The organism is Sphingobacterium sp. CZ-UAM, assembly GCF_002000245.1.
Classification (GTDB): Bacteria; Bacteroidota; Bacteroidia; order Sphingobacteriales; family Sphingobacteriaceae; genus Sphingobacterium.
Window position 1 is genome coordinate 2,172,209 of sequence record NZ_MTCM01000001.1, and the last position, 20,044, is coordinate 2,192,252.

At 43.3% G+C, this 20,044-nt stretch carries 16 protein-coding genes; 7 read left to right on the top strand and 9 right to left on the bottom strand.

The annotated features are described in order from the left end of the window. The first annotated feature begins 118 nt into the window (after positions 1-118). Both BWD42_RS09245 and BWD42_RS09250 read left to right on the top strand, forming a co-directional pair. Positions 119-1,900, top strand: a complete 1,782-nt coding sequence (locus BWD42_RS09245; protein ID WP_077435262.1) for an ABC transporter ATP-binding protein — start codon at positions 119-121, stop codon at positions 1,898-1,900. A 130-nt stretch (positions 1,901-2,030) separates the two neighbouring features. Next, entirely contained in the window at positions 2,031-2,375 is a 345-nt protein-coding gene (locus tag BWD42_RS09250) for a DUF4870 domain-containing protein (protein WP_077435264.1), read from the top strand. 129 nt (positions 2,376-2,504) lie between these two features. Here the strand turns inward: BWD42_RS09250 and BWD42_RS09255 are convergent, their stop codons facing one another. The 6 genes from BWD42_RS09255 to BWD42_RS09280 form a co-directional block, all read right to left on the bottom strand. After that, entirely contained in the window at positions 2,505-3,749 is a 1,245-nt protein-coding gene (locus BWD42_RS09255; RefSeq protein ID WP_077435266.1) for an MFS transporter, read from the bottom strand. Between the two features lie 351 nt (positions 3,750-4,100). Then, positions 4,101-5,192 carry a dipeptidase gene (locus BWD42_RS09260; RefSeq protein WP_254846201.1) on the bottom strand — a complete coding sequence of 364 codons (1,092 nt, stop codon included), beginning with the start codon at positions 5,190-5,192 and terminating at the stop codon, positions 4,101-4,103. Position 5,193: 1 nt separating this feature from the next. Further along, complete coding sequence (locus tag BWD42_RS09265) at positions 5,194-6,300, bottom strand: D-TA family PLP-dependent enzyme (protein ID WP_077435268.1); 1,107 nt, start codon at positions 6,298-6,300, stop codon at positions 5,194-5,196. 15 nt (positions 6,301-6,315) lie between these two features. After that, positions 6,316-6,780 (bottom strand): RidA family protein, encoded by a 465-nt coding sequence (locus BWD42_RS09270; protein WP_077435270.1) that lies wholly within the window; start codon positions 6,778-6,780, stop codon positions 6,316-6,318. Between the two features lie 33 nt (positions 6,781-6,813). Beyond that, complete coding sequence (locus BWD42_RS09275) at positions 6,814-8,142, bottom strand: gluconate:H+ symporter (protein WP_077435272.1); 1,329 nt, start codon at positions 8,140-8,142, stop codon at positions 6,814-6,816. A 342-nt stretch (positions 8,143-8,484) separates the two neighbouring features. Further along, positions 8,485-9,951 (bottom strand): aminoacyl-histidine dipeptidase, encoded by a 1,467-nt coding sequence (locus BWD42_RS09280; protein WP_077435274.1) that lies wholly within the window; start codon positions 9,949-9,951, stop codon positions 8,485-8,487. Positions 9,952-10,079: 128 nt separating this feature from the next. Here BWD42_RS09280 and BWD42_RS09285 point away from each other — a divergent pair, with 128 nt between their 5' ends. Next, a complete protein-coding gene (locus tag BWD42_RS09285) occupies positions 10,080-11,564 on the top strand; it encodes a glycoside hydrolase family 130 protein (protein WP_077435276.1) in 1,485 nt (494 codons plus the stop codon). Here BWD42_RS09285 and BWD42_RS09290 read toward each other — a convergent pair. Continuing rightward, complete coding sequence (locus tag BWD42_RS09290) at positions 11,536-13,749, bottom strand: glycosyltransferase family 4 protein (protein ID WP_077435278.1); 2,214 nt, start codon at positions 13,747-13,749, stop codon at positions 11,536-11,538. The genes BWD42_RS09285 and BWD42_RS09290 overlap by 29 nt on opposite strands. Positions 13,750-13,906: 157 nt before the next feature. On the opposite strand from BWD42_RS09290, the gene BWD42_RS09295 reads away from it, so the two are divergent. Then, the gene (locus BWD42_RS09295) at positions 13,907-14,494 is read left to right on the top strand and encodes a sugar O-acetyltransferase (protein WP_077435936.1); all 588 of its coding nucleotides are present in this window, start codon (positions 13,907-13,909) and stop codon (positions 14,492-14,494) included. Positions 14,495-14,759: 265 nt separating this feature from the next. On the opposite strand, the gene BWD42_RS09300 is transcribed toward BWD42_RS09295, so the two are convergent. Then, positions 14,760-15,158: a GNAT family N-acetyltransferase gene (locus BWD42_RS09300; protein WP_077435280.1), complete on the bottom strand. Its 399-nt coding sequence runs from the start codon at positions 15,156-15,158 to the stop codon at positions 14,760-14,762. Beyond that, entirely contained in the window at positions 15,158-16,663 is a 1,506-nt protein-coding gene (locus BWD42_RS09305; protein ID WP_077435282.1) for a bifunctional ADP-dependent NAD(P)H-hydrate dehydratase/NAD(P)H-hydrate epimerase, read from the bottom strand. The genes BWD42_RS09300 and BWD42_RS09305 overlap by 1 nt, the downstream gene beginning before the upstream one ends. Before the next feature lie 209 nt (positions 16,664-16,872). Between BWD42_RS09305 and BWD42_RS09310 the strand changes: the two genes are divergently transcribed. From BWD42_RS09310 to BWD42_RS09320, 3 genes are all read left to right on the top strand, one after another. Then, complete coding sequence (locus tag BWD42_RS09310; RefSeq protein ID WP_077435284.1) at positions 16,873-17,709, top strand: DUF4846 domain-containing protein; 837 nt, start codon at positions 16,873-16,875, stop codon at positions 17,707-17,709. 249 nt (positions 17,710-17,958) lie between these two features. Beyond that, positions 17,959-19,161 carry an NO-inducible flavohemoprotein gene (hmpA, locus tag BWD42_RS09315; protein ID WP_254846202.1) on the top strand — a complete coding sequence of 401 codons (1,203 nt, stop codon included), beginning with the start codon at positions 17,959-17,961 and terminating at the stop codon, positions 19,159-19,161. Positions 19,162-19,228: 67 nt separating this feature from the next. Beyond that, a complete protein-coding gene (locus BWD42_RS09320) occupies positions 19,229-19,714 on the top strand; it encodes an Rrf2 family transcriptional regulator (RefSeq protein ID WP_317041797.1) in 486 nt (161 codons plus the stop codon). Positions 19,715-20,044: the final 330 nt, after the last annotated feature.

Consider the following 20,044-nt stretch of genomic DNA (forward strand, 5'->3'; position numbering starts at 1 on the left):
TTCGTTGTGCATAATATCTTTTTTTATCCAAGACTTAACATTTGATTTCCCAATGACAGTAATTTCATCGAAATATAAAGCAGAGTTGATGAATTAGTCCTATTTTTGTATCCATAATATGAAGGATCTCGCCTACTTAAATAAGTACTTTTATAAATACCGCTGGAAACTGGTTCCAGGGGTGATTTTTGTCATCATTTCCAATTACTTTGGGGTACTCCCCGCTAAGGTAATCCGCGAAGCGTTTGACCTTGTACAGGAAAACATCTATCTCTACCGCCTTTTTGATGGGTTTGATAGACAGGAGCTTATCTATAAGGTATTTGGTACAAGCCTGCTGTTCTTTGGATTTGTTGTCCTGCTGCTTTCTCTGCTAAGGGGCATTTTCCTATTCTTTATGCGGCAGACCATCATTCTGACCTCCCGTTATATCGAATATGATCTTAAAAATGAAATATACAATCATTATCAGGAGCTGAATTTCGGATTTTTCCGTAAAAATAATACCGGTGATCTGATGAGCCGCGCGACAGAGGATGTCAATCAGGTGCGGAACTACCTGGGACCGGCCATTATGTATGCCATTAATACGGTGGTCCTGTCCATTATGGTTATTTATGCCATGTACAGTGTCAATGGGAGATTGGCGACCTATGCATTGGCTCCTATTCCGGTATTATCTGTCATCATCCTTTTTGTCAATAAAATCATCAATAAACGCAGCTTAAAAATACAAAAACAGTTAGCGAAACTCTCTTCCTTTGTTCAGGAAACCTTTGCCGGTATCCGTGTCATCAAAACCTATACCCGGGAGGAAAATAAGATGAAGGCTTTTGAACAGGAAAGTACAATCTACCGCAACACGGCATTGGACTTGGTCAAGGTACAGGCCGTTTTCTTTCCACTGATCTTGTTGCTGATCGGTCTCAGCACCGTCATCACCATTTATATCGGCGGTATTGAAGTCGCAAAAGGAACAGTCACAGCCGGAAATATTGCCGAATTTATTATCTATGTCAATCAATTGACCTTTCCCGCAATGTCTTTGGCCTGGGTAACTTCACTCGTACAACGTGCGGCAGCATCACAAAAACGGATCAATGAATTTCTGGAAACCCGATCCCCGATTGCCAATGGTAAAATTGAGAAAGAAATCGCCGGTGATATCAATGTCGAAAACATCTCGTTTACCTATCCCGAAACAGGCATTCAGGCCATTAAAAACGTCTCATTCCAAGTACCGGTCGGAAAAACTCTGGCGATTATCGGAAAAACTGGTTCGGGTAAATCTACTTTGGCCAACCTATTACTACGGATGTACGATATCGATCAGGGTAATATCCGCTACGATGGCATTGGATTAAAGGATCTCAACTTCAAAAATCTGCGTCAACAAATTGGTTTTGTCCCACAGGATGTATTCTTATTTTCGGACACAATTGCCAATAACATTGGCTTCGGACTGGATCATTTTACACAGGAACAGATCGAACAAGCTGCTAAAGACGCTGCTGTATATGATAATATTATCGCTTTTGAAGATGGTTTTGAAACTGCTGTCGGAGAGCGTGGCATTACTCTTTCGGGCGGTCAAAAACAACGTGTTTCCATTGCAAGAGCCTTGGTCAAAGAGCCAAACATACTGATCTTTGACGACTGTTTGTCCGCAGTGGATACCAAAACCGAAGAAACAATCTTACGCTCATTGAGCCGCATCATGAAGGGCAAAACCTGTATTTTTATTGCCCACCGGATTTCGACCATCAAAAATGCAGACCATATTCTTGTCATGGATCAAGGTCAGATTGTCGAACAGGGTACACACCTTGAATTAATGGAAAAAAGAGGTGAATACTTTGAACTCCACGAAAAGCAGCTGCTAGAAAGCGTGGAGGGCTAATCTCAGGAACCCAGCGACATAATATATACCGCAAAAAATAAAATATCCCTGAATTCAGCTAAAGAAAACAGGGATTTTCTCTTTTACATTTGCCTTATACATTTACATCACACTTTATCGTATAAGTATCATGGAGAGAAACTCAGTGCAGCGCACATCATCAAACGAAGGCAAAACAGTTGCTATTATTTCCTATTTAACCCTCATCGGCCTGATCGCCGCCATCATTATGAACAATAAAGAAAAGACTACGCTTGGTCAGTTCCATATCAGACAGAGTATTGGCATTACCGTGACAGGATTAGTACTGGGCTTATTCAGCTTTATCCCGGGTATCGGGGGATTAATTATGAATATTGTCGGTGTAATCTTACTTATCGCCCTTATATTAGGTTTAGTGGCGGCATTCTCGGGTGAGAAAAAGGCACTTCCTTTTATTGGCGAAAAATATCAGCAATGGTTTAATATGATTTAATCAAGCCTTATATTTAGCCCTATTTTAGAAAAAGGCTGTTCAAAAAACTAGCATGAACCCCAAAAGCACGAGAAGTACTTTTAAAGGCCATTTTAGCGTTTGAGCAGCCTATTTTGTTCCTTGACCAGGTCACTTTATATCGCCTGCTGCCGGTACCGTTTTTTCTTCTTTGAAAAAAACAGCAAACAGCAGTAGACAGCACAATGAAATCCCGGCAGGTATAAACCATAAGTATTGCCAAAATTGATCCGCATAGGCTCCTTTGAGGTAATCCGAAACCGCACCGGCCACCCAAAATCCAATCAGCATACCCACACCATACATCGCGATCGTGATCAGTCCCTGTGCCGAAGCTTTATATTTCTCTCCGGCAATCCGGTCGGTATAGATCTGTCCCACGACAAACATAAAATCATAACAGATTCCATGCAGAACAATACCTAAGATCAGCAGAAAGGCTTTTTCCTGTCCATCCCCAAAAGCAAAGAACAGATAGCGTAATGCCCATGCAGCAATACCCAATAAAATCATTTTCTTATAACCCAAACGCCGAAAGAAAAATGGGATCAACAGCAAACAGATGGCTTCCGAAAACTGTCCCAACGCCATTTTTGCGGTCGGATTGGGTATACCGACATTGACCAAAAATGGATTGGCATTCTGATAATAGAATGAAATCGGAATACAGATCACGATGGCCGTAACAAAAAAGATTAAGAAACTCTTTTGCCTTAATAGCCCCAAGGCATCTAAACCGATGGCTTTCCCGAAATCAAACTTCTCGTCCTTAGTACCTATCTGCGGTGGAGTTTTGGGAAGAAATAAGCTGAACAATGCCAAAAGAACGGAACAGACCGCTCCCATAATAAAGGTATTATGCAGGGCTCCTTGGCCGATGGCCTCAGGACTATCCCAACGGAATAGGTAGCTGATCACAAGCCCCGAACAGATCCAACCGATTGTTCCCCATACCCTTACCCCCGGAAAATACTTTTTGGCATCCCCGATATGGCGGAAAGCAATACCATTGGAAAGGGAAAGTGATGACATATAGGCCATAAAATACACAAAGACATAAGAGTAAAAATGACTGGCATCAGGAGCCTGAGACATCCCATAAAGTAAAGCGGCGCCGAGCAGATGTAAAACTGAAAGCACACGTTCTGCATTAAAATAGCGATCCGCGACAAAGCCGACAAAAAAAGGCGCAAATACCGCGCCCAGGGACTGCGTAGAAAATATATTGGCTACCTCCATTCCCGATGCATTCAGGGATTTGATCAGATAGGTACCCAAAGTGACAAACCAAGCTCCTTTGATAAAATACTCCAAAAACATCATCAAGGATAATTGGAAGCGTAAAGTAAACGTCATAGCGGTTTAGAATTGTTTCTGTTTACGAATATATCATTTATTTAACCGACATCGCTATCGGGAAAGCGGACTTACTTGTAACGATCTGCTTACTTTTAATCTGATTTGATCTATCCGCAATGATTAAGCTTAAAGCGAATTCCCAAAGGACGATCTACCCCTGAAAGGTTTAAATCTGTGTTTTCAATGATCATGTTTGTTAACGATCATGACCTTGATCAGCAAAGACAAAGATCGCGCTACGATACCAGGCATCCCGATAGACCGATCGGCATCCGGAACTGCAATTAGCCTAGTAAGTTTTTTTACTATTCTGATTAAGATATTCCACTATCCAGACAAGGCGTCCAGCTATTCGGGCAAGGCCTCCCGCATAAAATTCAGCCAGTTTTGACTGGCGATCTTTTCAAGATCAGCCTTGCTATACCCGCGTCGTTGCAATATTCCAAAAACCTTTTGGATATCAGCGATGGTCTCCAGATCGTAAGGACACTGCTCCCGGCCAAAGGCTCCATCCAAGTCACTCCCTACCCCAACATGATTTACATTGCCCGCCAGTTGACAGATATGGTCGATATTATCGGCCATGATTTCCATCGAACAATTGCTGGATTTAGGATCAGACAGACCACGTACCCAGTTGGGTATCATCATCCAGGCATCTAAAGCAACACCGATAACGGCCCCCTTCTCCACCAGCGTCTTGATCATATCATCACTAAACTGTCGGTTGTGATCCACAAACTTCCGACAATTGTTGTGGCTGGCCCAGATTGCGCCATTGTATCGTCCCATCGCATCCCAAAAAGCATCGTCATTAAGATGTGTTGCATCCAGGATCATCCCCAGCCGTTCCATTTCCTGCAATAACTGTATCCCCTGTTCATTCAATTTACCGGAGGAATCGGTTCCATTGGCATATCTCCCCGGTCCATAATGTGCCGGGCCGATCGCCCGCAAACCGTAATTGTAGGCAACTTCCACATGACTGATATCCACCAAAGAATCGGCGCCTTCCAAGCTCAACAGATAACCAATGGGCTTGGTTGAATGATCCGTCCCCGGAGACCACAAAGCACGATGTTGATCCAAATCGCTCTTTGTTTTAATCATTTTCATGTGTCCGTCAGCTTCCATGGCTTTATACCAGGCCAATTGCCCCTGTGTCTGCGCCCAGGCCTGCTCTGCCGAGTACCAGCCCGGCAAAGCGCTGTCCGGACGGACAAACCGTGCGATCTGTGTGGCGACAACGATACCGATATTCCCTTTACGTAGCTCTTCAAAAGTCACCGTAGCTTTTGCCCGGTCGGGCTTATCTTCCATCCCCTGCTCCCTTCGGTTCAATTCCTGAATGGGCAGTCGGAGATCCCTATTCCACTCCATGGCATTCATACTCAAGTCTAAGTGAGCATCAACCACAAAAGGCATTTCAAATTCGTACATATCAATAATTTATCTTTTTACCTCGTGCAAGTACTTTCCAAACCTGATCCGCGATGCCATTGTTGACGACCTGCAATTCGTCGTAACAGGCGACTGTAGGGCAGATATGCCGCGGCACACAGTACAACGCATCGCCTATCTTAAAGTCGGTACTGTCCCTGACTTCAACGACCAAATGTTCTTCACTCTGCATTTTGATCTCACCGATCCGCTGATCAAAAAATTTGACTCGGGGCTGCGGCGATTCGCTGGCAACGGACTTGTAGCCAAGATCCAAGCAGAGATGTTTGTGATCTACAATGGAAACAACACGTGTCAGCAACACAGCGGCAACTAAAAAGTCCTGTTCGGCATAATTTTCGGCGTAACCAAAATCCCAAAACACGAACGTCCCCGGACTGCATTCTACATCGCTACGCTCGGCATGAAACGGAAAACTTGGCGATCCGCCGATCACCTTGGTTAATGGGGTGGTCGTAGAAACCTGCGCCATGGCATAAGCCGTTTCGAGCACACTGTAAGCCTTTTGACTCTGTTGCTCACGTAGGTTGTAATCTTTATCGTGGATATGACCATCGTAGCCGTGCACACCGACCAGTTGAATTCCATCCAATAGCTGAATGTCTAAGACCAGGCGCTCTATCTGTTCAATCGACGCTCCGGTACGCCCCATTCCAACGTTCACATCGATATAAACTGCGATAGGTCGCCCTTTTTGCATCCCACGTGCTGATAGCTGTAATGCAGCATCTGTATTATCGACCAGACAGGCATAATGGGTATCGGGAAATGCTTCGATCAGGCGCATCAAGCGATCAATCTTAGGCCCAACAGGCTGATAAGCCAATAGCACATCCTTTGCTCCTGCTATACCCAACAATTCTGCTTCGGCAATCGTAGCACATTTGAATTTGCCGATCCCGCGCTGCAGCAATAACTGACAGACCTCTTTGCATTTATTCGTTTTGATATGGGGGCGCAAACGATCCACCCGACCGTCCACGAACTTCAGCGCACGGTCTATATTCCGAACAATACGATCAGGGTACACGAGCAAGGCCGGTGTATCTACCTGATCAACGTTATGTACACGATACCAAGTTTCCATGATCAGCGCATTAAATTAATATAGCTCAAACAGCGCTTCGATTTCGACAGGGATATTATCGGGTAAAGAGCCGAAACCAACTGCACTGCGCGTACCGATTCCATTTTCTTCGCCCCATACCGCAGCAAACAACTCACTGCAGCCATTGATCACCCCCGGATGATATAAGAAGTCAGACGTACAATTGACCATACCCAATACCTTAATGACACGTTTAATTTTATTTAATGATCCCAGATTGGTTTTAATCGTCGATAGCATCGTCAGTCCGACCTGTCTAGCCGCAAGTTTCCCTTGTTCGGGGCTGATATCACTACCAATCCGTCCGATAATCAGGGAAGCATCGTCCTGTACCGGCCCATGTCCAGAAAGATAAAGATACTTACCATCAATAACATATGGTTTATAAACACCTTTTGGAGCTGGGGCAGGTGGTAAAGTCAAACCTAATTTTTCAAATTGTTCATCTGCGTTGTACATCGTGAATGATTTTAATGTTTAAAAATATAATAGCTAATATAAAATTAATTTCAATAGCAAAACAGCCAGCAGTCCGACAATGGAAACGATGGCTTCCATGATCGACCAGGAAAATAATGTATCCTTGACACTCAGGCCGAAATACTCCTTAAAAAGCCAAAAGCCAGCATCGTTGACGTGAGAAAACATAAGGCTGCCCGCCCCGATCGCTAATACCATCAGATTCGGGTCCACCTTACCCGCTGTGACGATCGGCAACAATACGCCCGCTGCTGTAAGCGCGGCAACCGTTGCCGAGCCTACACAGCCCCTAATGACCGCTGTAATTAACCATGCCAGCAGCAAGGGTGAAATAGGAAGTTGCTGTAAGGTATTGGCCAATAATAAACTCACGCCGCTATCTTCCATCACCTGTTTAAAAACTCCAGATCCGGCTATAATCAGAAGAATCATCGCGATATCCCTGACCGCCGACTCATAGATCGACATGACTTTGACCATGGAACGCCCGAGTTTCAATCCCAATAAGTAGGTAGCGACGACCACCGCAACGACCATCACAACAGTTGGGCTTCCGATAAATTTCAGCCAGCGCTGTACTGTGGCATCATCAGTATGGTACAGATAAGGTATCAGGGTAAATAAGATAATCAATAAGACAGGTAACAGTGCAACGGCCAAACTGGTTCCAACCGTAGGCTGTTTATATTCCTGTTGGTCAGCTGTTTTTTCCTGCCGAAAAATAGACTCCTGACTTGGGAGCATATTCCGCAGGCGACGGCCAAAGATGGGCCCACCCAATATAATAGCAGGGATGGCAATCAAGAGGCCATAGATCAGTGTCAGCCCCATATCCGCATGAAAAAGTGCGACCAATGCAACAGGTGAAGGGTGCGGCGGAATAAACCCATGGGTAACGGATAATGCGGCCAGCATCGGTAACCCAATGTAAACCGCCGGCAGTTTGTATCTATAAGAGATCGAAAAAATCAGGGGTACCAACAGGACAAAACCGATCCCGTAGAACAACGGAATCCCCACCACAAAACCTGTCAGCATCAGGCCCCATTGCAAATATTTCTCTCCCATTAGGCGAACCATCTGCGCAGCGATAATTTCAGCAGCACCACTTTCAGCGACTATCTTCCCCAGCATGGCTCCCAGCACAATAATCAGGGTCAGACTCCCCATAACTCCAGCAATACCTTTTTCAACGGTACCGACCAACTGATCCGGTGCAATACCCAAACATAACCCGCTGAGAATAGAAACCAATAAAAAAGAAAGAAATGCATTAATCTTAAAATAAGTAATGCATAGGATGAGCAAACAAATGCTGATTACAATGAGGATTATGGTCATTATATCAATATTAGGTCCACCCCTCAATAGAGAGGTTTAATAAAATTTTGGTCTAGTAAATCATTTTTTCATCTGAAAATACAATTATTTTTCGTTTTCTGCAAGGAAAGTGAAAAATAATTGAAAATCCAACGACATATGACGATAATATATGTGGTAAGTTTGTTTGATTCTTTTAGATGCGTACATCCTGTTGTTATTAACCTTTTTCGGATAATGAAATAAGCAACCTAAAAGCGAATGGGAAATAAACAGCATAAAAATACCCCCAAAATTGGCTAAACTTTGGGGGCTGGTATATTGTTAGTATACACTGCTCTTGCTGCGAAGTAGAGCAGCGGCTTACTTACGTGGAATCTCTTTTAGAATTTCGACCACAAAACGCCAATATTTCTGAACAGAAGATATCGATGCGCGTTCTGCCGGTGAATGTGCTCCCAATATCGTTGGACCAAAGGAAATCATATCCATGCCAGGGTAATTAGTACCTAATATGCCACATTCCAATCCAGCGTGACAGGCCACAACTTCTGGAGCCTCCCCGTGTTGTTTTGTATAAATTGACTTAAGTACTTCCAAAATTTCAGAATTTGGATTAGGTGCCCATCCTGGATAATTGCCGGAGAATACGACATCAAAACCACCCAATTCAAAGGCTGCCTGTAGCGAATAGGCTAGGTCAAATTTGGAGGTCTCGACCGAAGACCGTGTTAAACATTTGATTGCAATCTGCTCCGCTCCCACTTCAACTTTAGCAATATTATTGGACGTTTCAACCAGGTCCTCGAAATCAGCACTCACCCGGTATACACCATTTAATGCCGCATAAACGCTGTTAATTAAATTTTCCTGTACTGACACAGGAACAACTGAATTCCATACAGCATCCGTTTGCTCCACCAGGATTTCCATAAGCGGCTCCGTCGTAGCGAACTCGGTTTTGATCGCCTGCGCTAATTGCGTCAAAGCCTCAACGAAGGCTGGCGATTTATCTTTACCGACAACAACCTTGGCGACACTCTCCCTTGGAATCGCATTACGAAGGCTTCCACCCAGTAGCGAAGCGATGCGCAGGCCATAGCGCTCATTTGCCTTAAACAGTAGACGGTTCATCACCTTATTCGCATTTGCAAAACCCTTATGGATATCCATACCTGAATGTCCGCCATGCAAACCTTTTACTGTAAGTTCAAAAGATACGGTATCTGAGGGACAGGCTTCTGCAACATAGGATTTTGTTGCCGTAACATCAATACCGCCCGCACAACCGATGTCTATCTCATTGTCATTTTCAGTATCAAGGTTCAATAGGATCTCGCCGGACAACACACCACCTTTTAATCCCAAAGCCCCGGTCATTCCAGTCTCTTCATCGATGGTAAACAAAGCTTCAATAGCTGGATGAACAATTGTTGTCGATTCTAAAATAGACATGATCGTAGCCACACCAAGCCCATTATCTGCACCCAAAGTAGTTCCTTCGGCTTTTACCCAGTCACCATCGACATACATTTTAATGCCCTCATTGTCGAAATCAAAAACGGTGTCGTTATTCTTTTGGTGCACCATATCCAGATGTGATTGCAGGACAACAGTTTTACGATCTTCCATTCCCGCACTTGCCGGTTTCTTGATCAACACATTACCAATTTCATCTACACTGGTTGCTAAGCCCAGGGATTTCCCGAAATCTACCATAAATGCAATGACACGCTCTTCTTTTTTTGAAGCCCGTGGAACAGCATTCAATGCAGCAAAATTTTTCCAAATTGCTTTTGGTTCTAATTTATCTAAACTATTTTCAGCCATATCTAAAAATTTGTATCCGTCAAAGTTACTCCATTTTTATAATATATGCTCGCTTTAACCGATGCTTATAAAAACAAAAACCATTTGTTGATAGTTCTTACAGCAGTGTAAACATCAAAAACACCGACATGTACAAACCCGTAAAAGTAGAGCGAAAAAACATTTATTTCAAACCGGACAAGAAAAGAGTACTGGCAAGGTTCTTTTTTCTGGGTGATGAACGTACGATCAAAATCATCAAACGCACCTTGGAGCTGAGCGAATCCGAGCGTAAAGAGGTTTTTGGTCAGGTCCTCCGGAGCTACACAAAAAGACATCGTAGTATTGTCAATATTTTCGAACGCAATTTTGAACGCGTAAGTCATTTATTGGAAAAAGTTCCTTTTCCAAAAGACAAACTTAGCCAACTGGACAAGCTACTGATTGGTTCATATTTTACGATGGAGTACTCCATTGAATCGGCAGCTCTTTTTAATCCCTCCATCGTAGAGCATCCGGATCAGACCGAACTCTTTCAGGGGGAAAAACGGGTGATACTCAGCTTCAGGGCCACCGGTGAAGGGCATGTATCCTCCATCGTATTTCGGGCCGGCACCCTTGACCTCGACAATAATATTCATATAGATTATATCGGCAACCTGTTGGACAAACCTATTCAGGTCAAAAACCACCGTTACCATAAGGAATCATTCTTAAAAAAGATGAATGAGCTCCATGCTGAGCCCACAGAGGTCAAAACGAAACTTGAGCAAAAATTAACCCCTACCTTTACCTATGAAGAACTCAAACGCTATATTGACGAGGTCAGACAGGACAGCGAAGAAAATCTGGAAAATATCACCTTTTTGCAACAGGCATTATGGTTGGCCTCATCGCATTATGAAATGACTTTTTCACTGGACACCTCTATTTCCGAACGGGTGATCTTTCCCATTGCTGATACCGAAAAAAGGGGGATTGAAGATGCCCGCTTTGTGCAGTTCAAAGATGAAAAGGGAGAAAGCATCTACTATGCGACCTATACGGCCTACGATGGTTTTAGCATACTTCCAAAACTTCTGACCACAAAAGATTTCTATCACTTTAAAGTGAAACCAATCTACGGAGAGATTGCGAATAAAGGCGCCGCACTTTTTCCCCGAAAAATCAATGGACGATATGCGATGCTCTGCCGGATAGACGGTGAAAACAACTATATCGCTTATTCACACAACATCAATGTCTGGCAAGAAACCGCAATACGTATCCAACAACCTGAATATGCGTATGAATTTGTACAGATAGGAAATTGTGGTTCGCCAATAGAAACTGCATATGGCTGGCTAATTTTGACCCATGCGGTAGGACCTATGCGGGAGTATGTCCTTGGTGCAGCCCTTTTGGACCTGAATAACCCACATGTGGAAATAGGCCGTCTACACAGTCCTTTGATGACGCCAAACGATGAGGAACGGGAAGGCTATGTACCCAATGTTATTTACTCCTGCGGCGCATTGGTCCATAATGGACAGCTTATTTTGCCATATGCGATGTCTGACTATGCTTCAACCTATGCTACGATCAATCTAGAGGAACTGTTACTAGCTATTTTGAATCCAGAACGTTATCAATAAATGCACGGTAAACGACAATATAGGCGAGATAGAAGCAGAGCGTGCTTTCCGCACCCTGATTTCGGTTGATTCCATAAGACTCCAGCCCATCGCAGCATCCTTTGGTTTCTTCATCGTAAAGCCCTAGTTTTAGGTCATTCTCGCCTAAAAACCAGCGAAAGGATGCTACCATACGGGTAAAATATACCTTTTTATTAGTCAGCCGAAATGCTTCACGGTACATAAAGACCATTGCGGTAACATCCAGTGGCTGCTGACCGAATTTACTGATATGTTTTCCCTGTTTTGCCCATTCCTGATTTCCAACTAAGGAAAGGGCGCCATTTTGAATGGTAATACTTTCCAAAAATGTCAGGGTCAATAGCCCCAACTGTTTCACGGCTTCATCGTTAAGAAACGGATAGGCAGTCAATAAAGCATAGGGTAAAATGGCATTGTCATAAGCCAATACCGGCTCAAACCATTGCCAGCCATCGTCTGAGCTCGCCTGATATTCTTTGATCAGCTTTCCAGTTAACTCCCGCATTAGTTCGATCATGACTTCGTCGTTCGACTGATGATGCAGATACTCTGCAATACCAAGTATGGTATAGGCGATGGCCCGGTTAGACCGCAGTTGCTTAAAATTTGGTACAGACCTGAAAAACAGTTCATATCCCAACTGGTAGTAACTCGTCATTTTCGTTTTCCGAAGAAGCACACCCAACGCCCAGATCGTTCGGCCAAAGGAATCTTCCGATCCGACTTCATCCAGGAAATTATGCTGAAAACTCATGAAATTATGAAATAGCCCATCTTCGCGCTGATGATAATAGATATAGCTCAGATAAGTGGAGATACGTCGGTCAAGTCGTTTGTCTGCAAAGTCAGTCTGAGCCAATAAAGTCAGCAATAGGGCCCGTGCATTGTCATCCAGGCAATAGCCTTCCTTGTAATTGGGCAATGAATAGGTTGCATGTTGCAGTATGCCGACCTGGTTAGTCAGGCGGTCAATATGTTTCCAGCTGAATTTGGGCATTTCATCCCTTGAAAAGGTACCATTTTCTTTAAGCCCGTCAGGTGCTGGAACTATTTTATCCAAAAGCCGGGTATAACGAATGCCGATGTTTTTCCAAGTCATTTCTTTTCCAAAAGCCCGAGCATTGTCCCGTAAGGTCGTGCGATATTCCTGATTACTAAATAATGCTGTTAAGCTGGTCGCCATTGTTGCGGGATTTTTAAAATCGACCAGCACTCCACGACCATCGGCCAGCAACTCTTTCGCATGCCAGTATGGAGTGGAAACCACTGCTGCCCCTGCACCAATCGCGTAAGACAATGTACCGCTTGTGATCTGGGCTTCATTCACATAAGGGGTAACATATACATCGCAGGCGGATAAATAAGTCACTAGATCAGACTGGCTTACAAAGGAATTAACAAATTGGACATGATCTTCTAAATGATATGCATCAATCAAACTCTTGAGATATTCACGGTATTCCTCTCCAGAATGGGCAAGGACATTGGGGTGTGTCTTACCTACAATCAAATAGATAAGATCAGGTTCATTTTTAACGACCGTTGCAAGGGACTCAATAACTGTTTCAATACCTTTATTGCGTCCTATAAATCCAAAGGTCAGCAAAATCTTTTTTCCTGACAATCCCTTTTTTTCTTTTGCTTCCTCCTGACTAAGATGAAATTCGGGTACCCCATGATGGATTAGCCGAACTTTTGTGGTATTGACCCGATAAACAGATTTCAACAATGTAATCGCATAGTTACTCATGACGATCACGACGGAAGCCCGCTTGACTATTTCAATTAGGATTGCCTTTTCATCTACACTTGGCTTTTCCAGGATGGTATGTAAATTGACCAGCAAGGGAATGTGAAGCGTATTAATCAGCGAAAGAATATATATTCCGCTATTCCCTCCAAAAATACCATATTCATGCTCGAGGATAACACAATCGTAACCATTATTGTTGATATACTCTGCGGCTTCAATATAAGAGAGCTGATGCTGTCGATCGATCGTAAAAACCACCTCCCCCGGATAAGCATAATCTTCATCCGCAACAGCAATAACATGTTGGATCAGATCCTGATTGTGCAAAGCTACTGCATGTAGCAGATCCGAAGTGAAGGTGGCAATACCACATTCTTTGGGCAAATAAGTACTTATATACGCAATTTTCATTAAAATGATTATTTAGAATAAAGCCATTTCCGACGGAAATAGCATGTGTGTGTCCATTATCTAAATGCATCTCAAGCGCAAATTGTTTGCAATGCCTGTATTTTATTTAATCTGGAAACTTCCTGTATATTTGCCACAGACAAAAAACAGGTACAAAATGAAATCATCGAAGGAGAAAATGATTGCCGGAATCCCTTATATTGATACGGATGGACAGCTATTTAAGGAAAGACAATATGCAAAGGAAGAACTCAAACGTTTCAATGACTCCGAACCGAAACAGATCAAATTCAGAAAGCAGATCATCCAAAAGCTGTTTAAAACGACAGGTACCCGTTTCTTTTTGGAGCCACCCTTTCGTTGCGATTACGGTTACAATATTTCTATAGGTGAAAACTTTTACAGTAATTACAACTGCACCATTTTGGATGGGGCTCCAGTGACAATCGGTGAAAACGTATTGTTTGGTCCGAATGTCAGCCTTTTCACCGCTGGTCATCCGATTTATTTTGAAACAAGAAATCAGGGCTGGGAATTTTCGGCCCCCATTGTCATTGAAGATAATGTATGGATCGGCGGTCAGGTAGTTGTTAACCCCGGCGTCCGTATTGGCAGAAATGCGGTGATCGGATCAGGTTCGGTGGTCACAAAGGATATCCCAGCAGATGTTATTGCCGCTGGCAATCCCTGTCGCGTCATCCGGCCAATTACAGCAGCGGACAATATTGATTATACAAGTCTTTAGGCAGCATAAAAGATGTCGTCTACTATCAAAACAAGGGCATCATGTACCTGAGATCGTTGTTTTTAGATACTTCGCCACGCGCAACAGACATGACTCGCATTATTGTCTCATGCCACCGCAAACAATAAAAACCTAAAGGCTATTCAAAAAATCTAGTTTAATGCCCACTCAGTCTATTATTCCACACGAGGGAAATTTCAAGAACTAGCCCGATCGTGATAGGAATTCCCTATTCGTGCATTTATCACCGGGATATATCGCCCTCCTATAATTTGCATATAAATCGATCAGGTTTACCCGATTCTTTCATCATGACAAATCCATTTTGTATCCAAAAATGATGATGCTCCGAAGTCGCCCGAACAAAGAGACTACGACCTTCAACTGTTTTAACAAATTGGAACGCATAACGAAGTAGCGCACTACCTGCTCCCTGTTTTCTAAAATCGGGATGAACGGCAAAATAAAGAATTTCATAGTTCTTTTCCGAGCGCTGCAACGTAAGTACCCCCACAACCTCATCGCCATTGTAAGCCGCAAAATGAGCCGCTTCAAAATCCCCATCAAGCATAACCTCCGACAGTTGCCCTTTGGCACTGAATACTTCCTTTCGGAGCTTCCAGGTGCGAGCCGCAAATACCTGTTCGATATACCAATCTGTCATCACTGTATTTCAAGTTCTAAAAATGCCGCTGGAAGGTAACTAATAATGTCTGAAGGCAATAGGGAATAAACGCCAATCGAAGGTACCGCAATATCAGCAGCCCTTCCGTGAAGGTATACGCCCATAATCAATGCTTCCCGGGAAGAATAGCCCTGACCAATCAAAGCCGTCAATATCCCGGTCAAGATATCTCCGCTGCCACCCGTAGCCATTCCGACGTTGCCGGTGCTATTGAAATAAATTACTCCCTCAGGTGTTACCAGCGCACTGTTGGCCCCTTTGATCAAAACGTACAACTGGTATTGTGCTGCAAAAGCCTTCACCTTATCCATCTTTTCGAAGTCATCCTGCCAAGTCCCCAGTAATCGACTTAATTCCTTAGGATGTGGAGTCAATATACTTTGTTTCGGAACGAACTGCCATAGTTCGGGTTGTTGCGCCAAGATATTCAATGCGTCAGCATCTAATACCAAGGGGGTATCAAGACCCTGCGCGATAAACACCTTTAAAGCATCAATCGTAGATTGGGCTGTCCCCATACCAATGCCGATACCGATGGATTGAAAACTATGCACATCGGGAAACTGTGTAATCAAATCGTCGTCGGGATCTGTAAGTACCATCGCTTCTGGGATGGCAGTCTGTATACTTGTATAGCCACAGGATGGTATATAGGCAGAAGCTAAACCACAGCCCGAGCGCAAAGCAGCCTTTAAGGCCAATTGCACAGCACCCATCTTGCCCCTACTCCCACCGACGATCAAACTATGTCCGAAGGTCCCCTTGTGATCAAATTTATTTCGTTTCCGATAGAACGACCTGAGCAAAGCTGAATCGACATAGTTAAAAGCAGTATCAACCTGATCAAAAGCCGTTGGGCTCAGCCCAATATCCAATACATGAAATGCTTTGACCCGAAATCTATTCTCAGGCATTAACAGGGCCAATTTAGGGGACTGAAACGTATACACCAGATCTGCCTCCACCACTGGTGAGTCATTGGGTGTAGTTTCGTCACTTAGAAGACCTGAAGGCATATCTATCGCATAGCATGGTCCATCACAATAATTGATGGCTGCAATGAGATTCCGCCAGTCTTCATTCAGCGGGTATTTCAAACCATAGCCAAATAGACAATCTAACACAATCGCCCCTCCAGGAATATGAACCTGAGTTTTGGTACTGATTTTTTGGATAAGATGAGCAGGCAAGCGGTTTTGGTTTGCTAAGTTATCTGCTGAATAATCCGGCGCATCAATTAAATAGACGCGGACCTCAGCTTGCTGTTGATCCAGGAGCCTGGCCAGTACCAATCCATCACCACCATTATTGCCTTTACCACAAAAAATACAAAAGGAATGCTGTTCCAATCTTGGATACTGCCGCTTGATTGCTTCAAAAACAGCGGTCGCTGCCCGCTCCATCAAGTCAAGGCTACTGATCCCTTCATCATGCATCGTTTGTTTATCTACCCAGTTCATCTGGGATGCCGAAAGTATTTTCATCCTTATTTTCCTTTTTTAAGCGAATCATGTCCAGTCTGACGATGAAAACAGATTCTCTGATCTAAATTACTTAGAAAAAGGTGCACCACCAAGATATCGCCGCTATTGGCTTACGGTTAATGTAGGTTTCCGCAGTTTTTTGACCTGGACACTCTTCCTAATTTTGATTATCTTAGTAAGACCGGTAACACTGACATAAAAATTCTGATATGACAACAACATACCTGCTATTATCCATCCTATCCTTACAAGCTCTTAGCGGCTGCGGGCAGTCTAATTCAGCTGTATTCCAACCGAAATCCAAAGACCTAACTGTGGAGACCGGCAATCCTGACGGGAGACAGTTTATTGATCCAAAGGGAATGACTGTCAAATCGAGAATCTTATTGCCTGCAGGTTTTGAAAGGCTCAGCTACACGTCAAAAGATTTCGGTAGTTTTCTCGAAAACCTTCCCTTACACCCCATTGATCATGAGGTACGTTATTATAACGGAAAAATTAAGCCCCGAAACAACATTTATAATAGCGTTATAAAACTCGATATCGGCAACCGCGACCTGCACCAATGCGCCGACGCGGTCATGCGATTACGGGCAGATTACCTCTACCAGCAAAAGAGATTTCAGGATATTAGATTCAATTTTCTCTCCGATGGCAAACCACGCACCTATACGGATTATGCCAAAGGAGACTATTCGTATCCAAAATATTGGAAGTATATGGAGTATATTTTTGCCTATGCCAACACCGCTTCTTTGCACGATGAGCTTCCTAATGTAAAATCGTCCACAACTGTCAAAATCGGAGACACTTTCGTACAGAAAGGCTCCCCTATTGGCCACGCTGTTATCGTCGTTGATCTTGCAAAAAATAAGGAAGGCAAAACAATTGTACTACTCGCCCAAAGTTATATGCCTGCGCAGGAAATACAGCTATTAAACAATTGGAACAATGCAGCGTTAAGCCCTTGGTACGATATTGACAAAGATGTAATCAATACCCCGGAATGGACTTTTTATGCCCGTAACCTAAAAACCTGGAAATAGTGACATCATCCTGAATATTCTTTCCGCAATTCTTAAACAATAAAATCCAAGTAACGGTCAACATGAGCTTGCAGCAAATTAAATAAAAGATATTTTTGTCTTTTATTTAATTTTACTATTTTTGCTTACGATAGTCATTTGCAAATGTACCCTATCAAGGAGTAGTAACAACCTCTAAAAGAGGTAAAATCACATTCATTCCTTTTTTTTAATAAAATAAAAGACAAAAAGGTATTTAAATATTTTATTATGATTACCGAAACACAGAAAGATCTAATCAAAGGCACTATACCCGTTTTGAAGGAGCACGGTGTTGCGCTAACCAGTCATTTCTACAAACGCATGTTTACGCACAACCCTGAGCTCAAGCATATATTTAATATGGGGAATCAGCAAAACGCGAAACAGCAAACGGCATTGGCTACCGCTGTATTGGCTTATGCAGAGCATATTGACAATCCCAGTGTACTACTATCCGCCGTCAAACACATCGGACAAAAACACACTAGTCTCCATATTCGTCCTGAACATTATCAGATTGTTGGCAAGCACCTATTAGCTTCTATCCAGGAAGTATTGGGCGACGCTGCTACAGACGAGCTCATCGAAGCTTGGAAAGTTGCCTACTTTCAATTGGCCGACCTGATGATCGGTATCGAAAAAGAAATGTACAACCAAATGGTCCAAAACGAAGGTGGCTGGACAGGCTGGAAACCTTTTAACATCGTTAAAATCGTTTCGGAGACCGAAGAAATCCAGTCAATTTACTTAGCACCAACTGATGGTGGTCAACTTCCAAAACATACTGCCGGCCAATATGTAAGTGTACGTGTGTTTCTACCTGAGCTTCACCTTTACCAGCCGCGGCAATACAGCCTATCCGACGCCAGTAATGGTGAGTACCTTCGTATTTCTGTAAAAAAAGAAACTATCACGGGAAAACCGGAAGGAATGGTCAGCAACTACTTGCATCAATACTTTCAGGAGGGAAAACAGCTGGAATTGACAGCGCCTACTGGCTCCTTTAACCTGATCGAGAATGAGCATCCGCATGTCTTTATCAGTGGCGGAGTCGGTCAGACTCCGTTGATGGCCATGCTGGAACAACTTATCAAGACAAAAGGACAAAATACAGTAACATGGATTCACGGCTGTAGAAATAGCGATTTACACGCATTTAAAGATAGACTCAGGGCACTTGAGGCACAACATGATCATATCAGATGCTTCTCGTTTTACGATGAAGTCCAGGAAGGCAACAGCGACGATCTCCCAGGCTGGGTAGATCTGACCAAAATCGATCCGGATTATCTGCCTCAAAAAGCCAATTACTACATATGCGGCCCTTCAGGTTTTATAGAAAAACACTTTCAGTATCTGAGTGGCCGAGGCATCCAGACCGAGCATATTCATTTTGAAGAGTTTGGACCAGCTTCCCTACAGCTCAATTAGCCAACTGGGATAGGCATCCGTAAATTTTCCATGGTTTGCGGATGACTATTCTTGTTTTTGTACCTTTGTGGAAAAGCAAGAAAAGATTATGGGTATTTTTTCCAAAACATGTGAATATGGTCTCCGGGCAGTTTTTTTCATCGCACAGAGTTCGCAAGAAAACAAACGTGTCGGCATAAAAGAAATTGCCGAAAATATCCACTCGCCTGAAGCCTTCCTCGGCAAAATCTTGCAAAATTTAAGCCGTGCAGGTATTATTCGTTCCATGAAAGGACCCGGTGGTGGATTCTATCTGGATGCATCCGATATGCATACACCCTTATCAGATGTGGTTAAAGCAATAGATGGGGAGAACCTTTTTGTGGGCTGTGGGATGGGCTTGGAGTTCTGCTCAGAACAGTATCCCTGTCCGCTACATCATGAGTTTAAAAGTATTCGCAATAGCCTATCAGAGATGCTTCAAAAAACGACTGTCGGACAATTCAATGATGACCTCATAAAAGGAAAAATCCTGCTGACAAAATCCAAAATCACGCCAGATCAGCACAACTAAAACCCTGTTCAAAAGTGGACGACATAAGTCCAAAATAGCATATTTTTCACCCCATTATGGATGCCTTCCCTGGATTCCAGTTGCTGCTGTAGTCTTTCACGCCCTATCTTTATTGAGATTTCTTATTGTAAACAAAACAAACAAATAAACCCCATAATTATATTGATATAAAGCAATTTAAACAGATTAAAAACACCAATAAACCAGCAATCTATCTCTTTTTGATCTTATAGCCATTACAGCAGGTATGATGCCGTCTCTTCCTAAAAAGAACAGCTATAAAGAATTCCCTTACACGATTACCTACCTTCCGATACCGTCTGCATTAAA